Origin of the sequence: Streptosporangium sp. NPDC006930, assembly GCF_040635605.1 — a bacterium.
Classification (GTDB): Bacteria; Actinomycetota; Actinomycetes; order Streptosporangiales; family Streptosporangiaceae; genus Streptosporangium.
Map to the genome: position 1 here is coordinate 310,547 of NZ_JBEYID010000006.1, position 12,312 is coordinate 322,858.

Annotated in this window: 10 protein-coding genes; 1 reads left to right on the forward strand and 9 read right to left on the reverse strand. The window is 70.6% G+C overall.

Features of this window, described 5'->3' with window-relative positions; genetic code table 11:
• Positions 1-47 precede the first annotated feature (47 nt).
• The 7 genes from ABZ664_RS13820 to ABZ664_RS13850 form a co-directional block, all read right to left on the reverse strand.
• The gene (locus ABZ664_RS13820; protein WP_362508030.1) at positions 48-1,322 is read right to left on the reverse strand and encodes a glycosyltransferase; all 1,275 of its coding nucleotides are present in this window, start codon (positions 1,320-1,322) and stop codon (positions 48-50) included.
• Positions 1,319-3,556, reverse strand: a complete 2,238-nt coding sequence (locus tag ABZ664_RS13825) for a glycoside hydrolase domain-containing protein (protein ID WP_362508270.1) — start codon at positions 3,554-3,556, stop codon at positions 1,319-1,321. The genes ABZ664_RS13820 and ABZ664_RS13825 overlap by 4 nt, the downstream gene beginning before the upstream one ends.
• A 271-nt stretch (positions 3,557-3,827) precedes the next feature.
• Positions 3,828-4,691, reverse strand: a complete 864-nt coding sequence (locus ABZ664_RS13830) for a maleylpyruvate isomerase family mycothiol-dependent enzyme (RefSeq protein WP_362508033.1) — start codon at positions 4,689-4,691, stop codon at positions 3,828-3,830.
• A 190-nt stretch (positions 4,692-4,881) separates the two neighbouring features.
• A complete protein-coding gene (locus ABZ664_RS13835; RefSeq protein WP_362508036.1) occupies positions 4,882-5,643 on the reverse strand; it encodes an SDR family oxidoreductase in 762 nt (253 codons plus the stop codon).
• Between the two features lie 226 nt (positions 5,644-5,869).
• On the reverse strand, positions 5,870-6,862 hold the full coding sequence (locus tag ABZ664_RS13840) for a sigma-70 family RNA polymerase sigma factor (RefSeq protein ID WP_362508039.1): 993 nt from the start codon (positions 6,860-6,862) through the stop codon (positions 5,870-5,872).
• A gap of 54 nt (positions 6,863-6,916) precedes the next feature.
• Positions 6,917-7,756 carry a hypothetical protein gene (locus ABZ664_RS13845; RefSeq protein WP_362508042.1) on the reverse strand — a complete coding sequence of 280 codons (840 nt, stop codon included), beginning with the start codon at positions 7,754-7,756 and terminating at the stop codon, positions 6,917-6,919.
• Positions 7,757-8,059: 303 nt separating this feature from the next.
• Positions 8,060-8,914 (reverse strand): helix-turn-helix transcriptional regulator, encoded by an 855-nt coding sequence (locus ABZ664_RS13850; protein WP_362508045.1) that lies wholly within the window; start codon positions 8,912-8,914, stop codon positions 8,060-8,062.
• A gap of 151 nt (positions 8,915-9,065) precedes the next feature.
• On the opposite strand from ABZ664_RS13850, the gene ABZ664_RS13855 reads away from it, so the two are divergent.
• Complete coding sequence (locus ABZ664_RS13855) at positions 9,066-9,671, forward strand: NAD(P)H-dependent oxidoreductase (protein ID WP_362508048.1); 606 nt, start codon at positions 9,066-9,068, stop codon at positions 9,669-9,671.
• An 87-nt stretch (positions 9,672-9,758) separates the two neighbouring features.
• Here ABZ664_RS13855 and erm read toward each other — a convergent pair whose 3' ends face one another.
• A complete protein-coding gene (gene erm / locus ABZ664_RS13860; protein WP_362508052.1) occupies positions 9,759-10,592 on the reverse strand; it encodes an ErmE/ErmH/ErmO/ErmR family 23S rRNA (adenine(2058)-N(6))-methyltransferase in 834 nt (277 codons plus the stop codon).
• A 347-nt stretch (positions 10,593-10,939) separates the two neighbouring features.
• The gene (locus ABZ664_RS13865; protein ID WP_362508055.1) at positions 10,940-12,256 is read right to left on the reverse strand and encodes a GH1 family beta-glucosidase; all 1,317 of its coding nucleotides are present in this window, start codon (positions 12,254-12,256) and stop codon (positions 10,940-10,942) included.
• Between the last annotated feature and the right edge of the window lie 56 nt (positions 12,257-12,312).

Sequence of the window (12,312 nt, forward strand, 5' to 3'; positions counted from 1 at the left end):
TACAAACTCTGCCTGGGAACTCCATGGGAACCGGGGGCGTGCGGAGGTCAGAGGGCGCCGACGGTGAGAGCTTTCTGGGGGAACAGGTTGTCGAACACCGCGGCCCGGTCGAACGCCATCGCGCGGGTGCGGGCGCGCTGTTCCAGGTCCTGGCGTTCGGTGGCGGACATCTCCAGGACCACCCGGTCCACGGCCGCGGCGAGGCCGCCGATGTCCCTGGGCTCGACAATGACGGCGGTGTCGCCGACCGCCTCCAGGGTCCCGCCCGTCCTGGTCGTGACGATCGGTCCGCCTCCGGCCAGCATCTTCTCGGCGAGGGCGATGCCGAACGTCTCGACGAAGTCGGGTTCGGGTTTGGTGGGCAGGACGTAGGCCGCGCAGCCGCGCATGAGCAGTGGCTTCTCGTTGTCGTCCACGTCGGTGAGGATCGTCACCCGGTCGTCCTCCTTGGCCAGCGCCCGTATCTCCTTCAGCGCGGGCCCGGTGCCGGCGACGACCAGCTTCACCCGCGACCGGCAGCGCATCCGGCCGTAGGCGGCCATCAGGTCGTGGATGCCCTTCGCCCGGGTCACCCGGGACAGGAACAGGATGTATCCGTCGCGCTCCAGACCGCGTTTCGCGAGCGCGGCGTCCACGTCGGCCGGATCCGGGTCGAGGAAGGCGGAGGAGTCGATCGGCGGGTAGCTGACGGTCACGCGACGCCGGCACTGCTCGGCGAACGTGGTGCCGCAGTGAGCGTCCACCTGCTCGGCCGAGGCGACGATCTCCTCCCGGGTGTACTCGGAGACCGCGACGACCTCGTCGTTGGCGAGGAACGTGGTGAACAGCACGGTCGCCGCGCCGAACCGGCCCTCCCGCAGGCAGGACCGGATCACGTTGGTCACGTCGGAGCCGACCGCCTTCGCGACGGTGTGCACGTCGGGCGCGAACCCGGCGGCGCGCGCGGAGGTGACCGCGTCCATGACGACCGAGGTGTGCGGCACGAGATACATGGACAGGCAGGTCGTGGGCACCGGTTCCGCGAGCAGTTCGACGAGGCGTCCGGTGAGTCCCGCCTGGTGGCGCCCGTCGGGCACCCGGTAGTCGCCGACCGCCTCGGGACGCTCCACGGTGATCCCGGCGCTGTACGGCAGCAGCCGGTCGAGCGGCTTGAGCGGCAGTCCGGCCGCCTGCAGCGCGGGGATCGGCCAGGTCAGCAGGCGTACGTCGTCGAACCCGCGGGTCAGTGCCACCTCGGCGAGGTTGCGGGCCTCGCCTGAATGGCCGCAGATGACCGGGTCGGCCCTGACAACGATGACGAGACGGCGGCGGGGGTTGGTCATCGTGCTTCCTTCGTTCTGGCGGGCGGATCTGAAAGAGACGGGGGGCGGACCTCCCGCCCCCACCCGGACGGCTCCGGGCCCAGCCGCAGGTGCAACACACCGCCCCGATGCACGGTGGCGGCGCTCAGATGCGTCGCGTTCATGGGTTCGCCGTTGAGGGTCGCCGACTGGACGTACTGCGCCGGCGGGTCACGGTCGATGCCGTCGACACCGATCGGCGTCTCGCGGTGCCCGCTGGTCTCGATGACGAACTCGTTGCCACCGGCCTTGAGCACGGCCCCGGAGAACGCGGGCGCGTTGACCAGGAACAGGTTCTGGCCGGCGATCGGGAACAGTCCCAGCGACGCCCAGACGTACCAGGAACTCAGGCCGCCGGAGTCGTCGTTGCCGGGCAGCCCGCCGGGTCCGGTGCCGAACTGCCAGGTCAGCGCGGCCTGGACCACCTCGGCCGTACGGTCGGGCCGCCCCGCGTAGTGATACGCCCACGGCGCTTCCATGTCGGGCTCGTTGTTCAGCCCCTCGAACCGGTTCAGGGCGTATCCGGCCGCCATCTCCGCAGCCTGGGGGCGCCGCCCCGGCTGTGCCACCGGTGCGGCGTCGAAGCCGAAGAACCTGTCCAGCATGCCGATGAAGGCCCGGTCTCCGCCCGCCAGGGCGATCCTCGCGGCCATGTCGTGCAGCAGCCGGAACGAGTAGTTCCACTTGCCGCCCTCGTAGAACTCCGAGTCGCGCAGCAGTCCCGTACTCGGGTCGAAGGCGTTCACCCACCGGCGGCTGCGGTCGTCGAGATCGTCGGCGAGGCGCCGGTCGTTCATCGCGCGGGCGACCTGCGCCGTGCAGTGGTGGCCGTAGGCGAGGTCGAGGGTGTGGGTGATCGGGTGCACCACCCCGTGCTCGAAGAACTCCTCGCCGTACAGGCGACGCAGGTCGTCGACCATGTGCACGAGCGCCCAGTTCCAGTCCAGGCCCGCCCGGCCGAGAGCGTGGGCGTCGGCCAGCGCGGTGTGCGCGAGCGCGCTCGCCTGGCGGTAGAAGCGGTCGGCGCCGCGAGCCATCCGGTAGCCGATGGGGAAGTTGCCCTCTTCCTCGCAGACCCGGATCAGCGACTCCAGCAGATGCGCGGCCCGGTCGGGGACGATGGCCGCGAGCAGCGGCAACTGCGTCTTGTAGATGTCCCACATGGTGCACACGTCGAACGCGAACGGCCCGGACGTCGGCCAGAACGGGCTCTCGTCGTCGGCGAAACACGGCTTGATCAGCGAGTGGTAGAGCGCCGTCGCGAACACGGTGCGGCGGGCCGGCGTGCCCCCCTCGACCTGAACGCGGTCGAGGTGGTCGCCCCAGCGGACCCTGGTCTTGGACCGCACCACGTCGAACGCCGGCCGGGCCCCGCACTCGCGCTCCAGGTTCTCCCGCGCCTGGTCGCACCCGCGCAGCGAGAACCCGAGCCGCACCTCGATCGTCTGCCCAGGCTCGGTGGGACCCATGAAGAGCATGCCGAAGGGACGCAACGTGGTGTGCCGGATGCTGTCGAAGTCCAGGCGGGTGCCGCCGTCGATGAGCCGCCGGTCGTACCAGAGCATCTGCCGCCAGCCGGGAGCGTCGACGTCCAGGTACACCGAGAGCGGGACGCCCTCCATCGCCACCGTGCCCTGGGCACGGCCGTGGCCCATGCTCTCCACCTGCGCACGCAACGGCACGGTGCGGCCGTGCTCGATGGCGAGGCCGCCGCAGGACAGGTCGACCACCACGCGAGCGCTGCTGTGCCGGGGGAACGTGTATCGGTGCACGGCGACCTTGGTGCCCACGGTGAGCTCGCAGCGGATCCCGGTGTCGAGGGTGGCCGCGTAGTAGCCCGCCTCCGCCACCTCGTCGTGCAGCGGCCAGGCCTCACCCAGCGCGTCCAGCGGCTGCACCATCGGGGTGACCCGGACGTAGTTGTAGTACTTGCGGATCGCGCCGGTGCCCGACTGCTGGAAGTGGGTGAACCCGGACGCCTGCAGCCGCTCGAACATCTCCTCGGGGACACCTTCGGTGTTCTTGGTGTATCTGCCGTAGCCCGTCGGGTACGCGCCGGAGTAGGCGCAGGCCGACACCATGCCCAGCGGTGACGTGGCGCCCGGATGGGTATTGCCCACCTGCGGTTTCGGCCACCACCAAGTGGCGGCCAGACCATGTGCCCGAGGCAGGTCGGTGGCCGCTACGCCGATGAAGGGATCAACATTGTCGAGGATGGCGGGACTCTACCCAGACGCGATACCGCCGTAGGTTTCGGTGAGGTGAAATCCTGTGTCCGGAGTCACAAAAGACCCGGATCGGCCGATGATTTCCGGGATCTTCCGCGACTCTCGGGACCACCGCGACGGTGTGCGGGTCCGCTCGGCGAACCTGTCTCTTCCCCCGACCGGGGTCCGCTCGGCGAACCTGCGCCTCCCCCGGACCGGGGCCCGCTCGGCGAACCGGTGCCTCTCACCCGGCCCCGGGCACGCTCGGGATCATCGGCTTCTACGACGACGTGTCTTCGGGATCTTCAGGCCTCATGGCGGTGGACAGCTTGGAAAGGCCCTCGACGGCGGCGTTCGAGACCCCGACGATCCCGGAGAGAGAGGGGCCGCGCCCGGAGAGGCTCTCCAGCACCGCCTCGAACGGCCCGCCGAGGTCAGGGGGCGAGGCGCTTCCGGCGGTCACCCTGACGTCGTCCTGCCGCCCCGAGATCTCGTACACGCCGTCGGGACTGCCCACGAGTTGGAAGGACACCTGTGGGAGGTCGCCGAACAGCGCGGCGACACCTCCGGCGAACAGCAGGCCGTACAGGGCGGCGAGGCGCCGAACGGTGACGTCCGGCGGGCCGTCCGTCCGCAGGGTCTGCGACATGTCGCGCTCGTGGAGCCAGGTGTCCCACAGCACGTGCAGGGACCGTACCGACCACAGGGTCTCGCGACCCGCGACGTTGCGTTCCAGGGAGGAGTCGCCCTTCTCGATCCGGGCACCGAGGCTGTCGTACTCGTCCTCCGTCACCGTCAGGAGCGCCTCGACCGTCTGCTCGGGGGACCGGCCCGCGGAGTCCTGGAGCCACAGGTCGGGAGTCGAGGTGGGATCGAACGATCCGAGCCCGTTGAAGCGGGTGTACCCCGACTGGCCGGTGAGCTCGGCGACGTGATACTCCGCCACATCGACGATGTGGCGGACGACATCGTGAACGGACCACTCCGTGCAGTGCGTCGGAGCCGCCCAGTCGGATGGCGTCAACTCGGCGAGGCGACCGGCGAGGCTCCTGCGCTGCGTGTACAGCGCCTCGCGCATCACCTCTGGGCCGCAGCTCAATCCCGCCCTCTCGGTGAGTGTCAGCCGGCTCGAATCAACGCTCACGAAGACTCCGCTCGTTTTCTCGGGGGTGCGCAGGGTATCCGGCCGGATTCGCGTCTGTCGAGGATCTTCGCGGCCATCCGCTCGTCGAACGCGTCACCCGAGGAAGTCCGCTGGATTACCCCTTCCGCCGCTGTCGAGCCGCCTCCCCGATCACAGGTGAAGCGACGTCGTCGGCCGCCGAGCGCGATCGTCAGTCCAGGACCGCGCCGCAGGTGATGTTGAGCACCGTCCCCGTCATGGTGCGTCCCCAGTCGGAGGCGGCGAAGACGGCCACGTTGCCGACGTCCTCCAGCGACGCCGCCCGCCCGACCAGGGTTTGCCCCACGATGTCCCGCACGATGTCCTCGCGCTCGTCGAGGTGGGCGGGGATCGTCTCCGGCAGGCCACCGGTCCGCAGGGTGACGACGCGAATCCCGTGAGGGCCGAGCTCGACGGCGAGCTGGCGTCGCATGGACTCGACCGCGTCCAACGAGGTGAGCAGACCTCCCAGGTTGTAGCGTCGCGTCGCGCTGTGGTCGCCCGCCCCGCCGAAAAACATGATCACGCCCGACCGCCGCCCGATCATGTGCCGGGCGGCCGCGCGCGAGGTGAGGAGTTTTGAGCGTACGGCGGTCACGACCGGGCTCAGGTAGTCCTCCAGGGACATGTCGACCATCGGCGTCCCCTGCACGTCCGTGTCCGCGATCACGTTGAGGGAGACGTCGATGCTTCCCGCCTCCGCCGCGACGGCGGCCGCGTGCTCGTCGACCGACCTCTCGTCCAGCGCGTCGACCTCGGCGGTCTCGGCCGCGCCTCCCACGGCACGGATCCGGTCGGCGACCCTCTCCAGGGTCGTCAGGGTCCGTCCGGCGAGAAAGACGCGTGCCCCCTCGCGGCCGAACGCGCGGGCGACGGCACCCCCGACCGAGCCGCCTCCGCCGTAGATGATCGCGTTCTTGCCCTTGAGCGACATGGTCCGCCTCCTGTGTGTCGAATGGGTGGTGTCGCCGCGTACAACCCGTGGAGGGCGCCGAACTCATCGCCCGGCGTCGAGATTCCGCCCGACACCGAGACTGCCCGGCGTCGAGACCGCCTCATGGTGGGATCATCCGGCGCCCAGACCGCTTCACACTGAGACTGCTTCACCCGAGACCGCTTCACACCGCGATCGCCTCATGCCGGAAGCGGTGGGCGCCGGATCAGTCCGCGATCTCGCCAGGGAGGCCGAACATGGGGAAGATCTCCGGCGTCAGGAACGAGACGATCTCGGCGATCCTCGTACCCCGCAGTGTGAGCAGGTCGAGCCCGGTCGCGGCGTGGACCTTCCTGCCCTCGTCCCACATGTAGGTGCCGAACGCGAGCTGCCCGTTCGCGTACGTCGGCAGGAAGCGCCACCGGCCGGTCAGCGGTCCCTCGATCAGGAAGGCCCTGATCCTCTCGTGCCCCTCGTACCATTCCGTCAGCGGCGGCATCGCGTATCTGGCGTCGTCGGTCAGCATCGCCACGATGGCCTCGACGTCTCCTGCCTCCCACGCGGCGGCGTACCGATCCGCGATCTCCCGGAGCTCCTTCCCGTCCGGGGAACGCCGGTCGATGTCGGGAAGCCGTGGGCCGATCACCTTGCGGGCCCGCTGCAGCGCGCTGTTGACCGAGGCGACCGTGGTCTCCAGCAGGTCCGCGACCTCGCGTGCCGAGAACCCGAGGACCTCACGCAGGACCAGGACGGCCCGCTGGCGAGCCGACAGGTGCTGGAGCGCGGCGACGAAGGCGAGTTCCATGCCTTCGCGGGCCATGTAGCGGGCCTCGGGGCCCGGTCGCTCGTCGGGGTACGGCTCGATCCACGAGGTCTCGGCGAGCGGCGCGGCACCCGGGCCGAAATCGGTGGGGAGCTCCCGGCGGCCCCGGCGTTCGATCAGCGTGAGACACCTGTTGGTCGCGATCTTGTACAGCCACGACCGGATCGAGCCCCGGTCCTCGAACCGCTCCAGGCTCCGCCAGGCACGCACCAGCGTCTCCTGCACGGTGTCTTCGGCATCGTGGACCGATCCGAGCATCCGGTAACAGTGCGCGTGCAGCTCACCGCGGAACGGCTCGACCAGCTGCCCGAACGCGTCGGGGTCACCCTTCCTCGCGGCGTCCAGAAGCCGCGCTCCGGGCGCGTCGAGCCCGGACTTCCCCTCGATCTCGCTCATCTCGCGGAACCTACCGGCGAGCCCTGACAGTTCGCCGGGCGGTGCTGCGAGGGGTCAGCAACGGTCGCGTTTGACGCAGGTGGTCGAGGCGTTGAAGAACTGCCAGATGCTGAACCTTCGTACGTAGAGGGGGGCGGAGGCTCGACCGAGCACCTTGATCCGCCTGATGCCGGTCTGCTTGTTCATCGTGACCTTCACGCACGTCAGGCACGCCCCGTGGTATCCCGGCAGGACGAAGCGGGAGATGGACGCGGCGCGGTGCCCCAGCCCTCGGTTGGAGAGTCCCAGCCCCACCTCCCGGTAGATGCGCCTCGACCCCTTGAGGTTGAACGCGCCGGAGCCGATGATCGCGTGGTTCGAGTTCGGGGGGCAGTGTACGAATATCCGGACGCTACTGGCCTGGCGGGGCCACGTGGGGACGACGCGGAGCGAAGGGACCTTTTTCAGCCACGGGGGGATGGTGTTCCTGCCGCCGAAGGGAGGCAGCCAGACCGTGCTCTTGGTCTTGCTCTTAATGGTCGCGGTCGCGGTCGCGGTCGAAGTGGCGTTCACGGTCGCGGTGGCGCTGGCGGTGGCACTGGGGGTTGCCGTGGCGAGGGGGGTGGGGGTGAGCGTGGGAGTCGGGGTGGGTGCGGCCTTGGCGCCGGCCGTGGCGGCCGGGGTGGGGACGGCTTTGACACTGTTCGTGGGGACGGGTGCGGGGGTGGGGGCGGCGTTGGCCGTGACGACGGGGGTGGGGAGGGCCTTGACGTCGACCCTGGTGGTCGGCGCGGGAATGGGCGGGGCGACCGGCCTGGCGGCGGGTGTGGGAGTGGGCGGGACGACCGGTTCGGCCGGGGTGCTCGGGGCCGCCATGAGAGTGGTGGCCACTCCGATCCGTATGGCGAGACGCATGCGCTCCTCCTGTCTGACGCCCGGGTCGCTGTACGGTCGTCACGTGGCGTGACGTGGGTGTCGGTGGAGGGGATCCGCCCGGCGGTACGAACCGGAGGGGAGCATCGCGCGTGCGCCCTGACCAGGCTGATCGTCTCGATTATGCCGGTTGTGACGCACAGTGGGGGGAGCCACGCTGGTACGGACCCGATCGTGGCCGTACGCGGGTATGGTCCGCTTCCCCGGTGGGCGACGTGTCCCGTGCCGGATGATCTGTACGATCCGGGTGGACGCACCGCTTCCCCAGCGGCGACGTATCCCGCGTCAGCCGGACACCGCGCGCAGCGCGCCCGGGCGGCGGCCGGTGAGGCGGTCGAGTGCGGCGGCGGTGGCGTCGTCCGCGGGGAGATGGACGATGAGGCGCTGGTCGTCGTCGGCGGGCAGTTCGAGGGTTTCGTACGCCAGGCGCAGCTCACCCGCGTCGGGGTGGACCAGTCGCGTGACGCCGCTGGACTTCGGGAGGCCGGGCAGGGTGTCCACCCGCCCGGCGAAATCCGCCCCGGCGGTGACGGCCAGCTCGTCGGCGAGTGTGGCGATGTGCCAGTCCGCCCTGAACGGCCCCTGCTTGAGCGCGGCGACCTGTTCGTCGGCGACATGCTCCCAGTCGGGGTAGGCGGTCCGTGCCCGGCTGTCGGCGAACACGAAGCGGGCGAGGTTCGGCGGGCTGCCGTCCAGCAGGCCGATCGGCCGCGCCAGCCGGTCGTACCCCGTCGTCCAGGCGAGGATCTCGCTCAGCCGGTTGAGCAGCAGGGCGGGGGCGGGCTCCAGCCGGTCGAGCAGTGCCCGTACGGTGGGGCGGACCGCGCGGGCCGGCGTCGTCGCGCCCATGCAGGTGAAGCCGCCGTCGGCCGACTTGGAGAGCCGGTGCAGGTGGACGCGTTCGCTCGTGGTCAGCCGTAGCGCGGTGGCGAGCGCGGACAGTACGGGGGTGGACGGGCGGCGGTCTCGTCCCTGTTCGAGCCGGGTGAGGTATTCGACGCTGACTCCGGCGAGCGTGGCGAGCTCGGCCCTGCGCAGGCCCGGCGTGCGGCGGCGGGAGCCGGTGGGCAGCCCCACCTCGGCGGGGGTGACGGCTTCACGGCGGATGCGCAGGAACATGCCCAGCTCGTTGTCGCTCACGTTTCGAACGTAACAGCCGTGGCCGCCGTGGTCGTGGCCCTGTCACTACCAGCCTTGGCCCGGTCTTCCCGGTCTCCACGCCGCCCGGCAGGTTGGGGGACGTGATCTTCCGGTCACCCATGAACCCCTATCTCCAGCAGGGAGCACAGACATGCCCAGTGAGACCCTCAACCTCACGGTGATCATCGGTAGCGTGCGGCAGGAAAGGTTCGGCCCCGTGGTCGCGAACTGGTTCACCGAGCGGGCCGAGCGGCACGGCCGGTTCGCGGTGGACCTCGTCGATCTGGCGGACACGCCCCTGCCGCTGGAGCTGCCGCCCCTGCCACCGGCGCTCGAACCCGACATGGCCCGCCCCGCCGAGATGGCGGACCTCACCCGGCGGATCGACGCGGCCGACGCGATCGTCGTGGTGACACCGGACTACAACCGCAGCTTCCCGGCCTCGCTGAAGGCCGCGATCGACTGGCACTACACCGAGTGGGCGGCGAAAGCGGTCGGCTTCGTCGGCTACAGCGGGGGGAGCGGCGGCCTTCTGGCGATAGAGCAGTTGCGGCAGGTCTTCGGTGAGTTGCACGCCCACACGGTCCGCGACTACGTCAGCTTCCCCCGGTACTTCGAGCTGTTCGGCCCCGACGGCGACCTCAAGGAGCCCGAGAGGTACGACGCGGCCGCGAAGGCGATGCTCGACCAGCTTCTCTGGTGGGGCTCGATCCTGCACGACGCCCGGCGCGACCGCCCGTACGGCGCCGAGGGGTAGGGCCCCCTCGAACAGCCGTTCGCCGTACGGGTTGGGAACCCCCGGGGCCGGCCGATGGGGCGGGCCGGCCCCGGGGGTTCCCGGGTGTCATCGGTGAAGCAGCTCGAACAGCGTGAGCCACCGGTCAGGATGGACGAACGCCACCACGGTGTCACGGTCGACCCGCGCCTCCGCGAACGCGGCGTCGACCCGGTGGGGCGCGTACCGCATCCGCAGCGAGGCGTGCAGCGAACCGCCCAGCCCGGTGAAGCCGTACTCGACGAACTCCCGCCAGGCCGCGTCCCGGCCGCCGGGCAGCAGCGGGACGGGACGCGACTCGATCCGCAGGATCGCGGAGTCGACGGCGGGCACCGGCCGGAAACTCGCGCGGCCGACGTGGCCGGCCAGTTCCCAGGAGTGGCCGGGCCACGTCAGCACGGTCAGCCTGCTCCAGCGGCCGAAGTCGCCGGAACGTTTGCGCGCGTACTCCAGCTGGGTGAGCAGGGTCGCCGAGGTGAGCGCGGGCGCGCGCAGGCACCAGTCGACGATCTTCGAGGTGATCGAGTACGGGATGTTCCCGGCGACCGCGAACGGCTCGCGCGGGACCCGCGCGGCCAGGAAGTCGCCCCTGACCACCTCGATCCGGTCGTCGTCGCGGGTGCGGGCGGCGAGTTTGCCCGCGTGCAGCGGGTCGATCTCGTACGCCACCACCCTGGCGCAGCTTCCGGCGAGGGCGAGGGTGAGAGCACCCTCTCCCGCGCCGGGCTCCAGGACCAGCTCGTGCGATCCTGCCGCCTCGGCCATCCGCCGCACGGCGTGCGGATCGACGAGGAAGTTCTGCGAGAGGGTGCGTCTGGCGCGGTCGCGGTCACTGCGGCCACCGCCGTTTTTGACCTTTCTCTGGGTGTGTGAATGGTTTCCGTGCGCGAAGGAGTGCGCCACAGCTTTTCGCCCTTTCGGGTCCGAGGTGAAGGAAGGTCTCGGAGGCCCTGGGCGCGCGTAGGGAACGCGTGAAGAACGGAAGGAAGGTGAAGGTCCCCTAGCGGGCCGGAGGCCGGCTGTGGCGGGGACGGATCACGTAGCCGGCCGTCTGGCAGGCGAAGTACAGGCACATGGCCCTAGACGGTACGACCCGTCTCGTGTCAGCACAACGGGTTTTTCCTTCGGCGCGGCACACCGGGGTCGGCTCGGGAAAGGGCGCCCCGGCGCCTCGCGGGCGACGAGGGGGTCGGCGTGGGCGGCACGGGCGGCACGGCCGGGCGCGGTGAGGGGGCCGCCCGCGCCGCGCGTCACGACGGGGAGGGCGTGCCGCGCGAGATGCGGTCGCGCAGCCAGTGGTAGGAGGCCTTCGGGGTGCGCGTACCGGTGGGGAAGTCGACGTGCACGAGCCCGAAGCGCTGGCTGAAGCCCTCGGCCCACTCGAAGTTGTCCAGCAGGGACCAGACGTAGTAGCCGCGCACATCCACCCCCTCGGCCCGCGCCCGCTCGACGGCCTCGATGTGGCCGTCGAGGAAGGCGATCCTGTCCTGGTCGTCCACGGTCCCGCCGGGGCCGGGCTCGTCGGGCTGGGAGCAGCCGTTCTCGGTGACGTAGACCGGCGGGAGTGCGTCGCCGTACCGGGCTTCGAGGCCGCAGAGCAGCTCGCGCAGGCCGTCGGGGACGACGGGCCAGCCGAAGGCGGTGGTGGGGTAGCCGGTGACGCCCACGTCCTCGAAGGGGAGGCCCTCGCCGCTGGGCGCGGCGATCCGGGTGGGGTTGTAGTAGTTGATACCGATGCCGTCGAGGGGCGCGCCGATCAGTTCCAGGTCGCCGTCGCGCACACAGTCGAGGCTCACCCCGTACGCGGACAGGTCGGGATAGGCGCCGAGGAGTACGGGGTCGTTGAACAGGCGGTTGTGCAGGGTGTCGTAGGCGTCGGCGGCGGCGAGGTCGGCGGGGTCGGGGGAGGCGGGCCAGACCGGGGTGCAGTTGTTGGTGATCAGGACCTTCTCCGCGCCGCGCGCCCTGAGCTCCCGCACGGCCAGGCCGTGCCCGAGCAACTGGTGGTGGACGGCGGGTAGCGCGTCCAGGACGAGGGTCCTGCCGGGGGCGTGGGTGCCCAGGGCGTAGCCGAAGACCATGTGGATGAAGGGCTCGTTCAGGGTGATCCACAGGGGGATCCGGTCGGCGAGTCTGTCGGCCACGGCCGCGGCGTACTCGGCGAAACGGTAGGCGGTGTCGCGGTTCAGCCAGCCGCCCTCGTCCTCCAGGGGCTGGGGCAGGTCCCAGTGGAAGAGCGTGGCCGCGGGGACGATGTCCTTCTCGTGGAGCGCGTCGGTGAGCCGGTCGTAGAAGTCGAGGCCCGCCCGGTTGATCGCGCCCCTGCCGTCCGGCTGGACGCGTGGCCAGGCGATGGAGAAGCGGTAGGAGTTCACCCCGAGATCGGACAGCAGCGCGATGTCCTCCGGCCAGCGGTGGTAGTGGTCGCAGGTCACGTCGCCGGTGTCACCGTCGCGGACGCGGCCGGGCCGGTGGGAGAAGGTGTCCCAGATCGAGACACCTCGCCCGTCCTCGGCGACGCCGCCCTCGATCTGGTAGGACGCGGTCGCCGTACCCCACAGAAACATCCCGACCTCCAGATAGCGCGAGTCTGGCTCATGTTAATCCCTCGGTCTGTCCGTGG

Excerpts from the sequence above, each read along its gene's own strand:
- ABZ664_RS13820 (WP_362508030.1), bottom strand. The coding sequence starts at position 1,322 with ATGACCAACCCCCGCCGCCGTCTCGTCATCGTTGTCAGGGCCGACCCG.
- ABZ664_RS13835 (WP_362508036.1), bottom strand. The coding sequence starts at position 5,643 with ATGTCGCTCAAGGGCAAGAACGCGATCATCTACGGCGGAGGCGGCTCG.
- ABZ664_RS13840 (WP_362508039.1), bottom strand. The coding sequence starts at position 6,862 with ATGAGCGAGATCGAGGGGAAGTCCGGGCTCGACGCGCCCGGAGCGCGG.
- ABZ664_RS13845 (WP_362508042.1), bottom strand. The coding sequence starts at position 7,756 with ATGCGTCTCGCCATACGGATCGGAGTGGCCACCACTCTCATGGCGGCC.
- ABZ664_RS13855 (WP_362508048.1), top strand. The coding sequence starts at position 9,066 with ATGCCCAGTGAGACCCTCAACCTCACGGTGATCATCGGTAGCGTGCGG.
- ABZ664_RS13865 (WP_362508055.1), bottom strand. The coding sequence starts at position 12,256 with ATGTTTCTGTGGGGTACGGCGACCGCGTCCTACCAGATCGAGGGCGGC.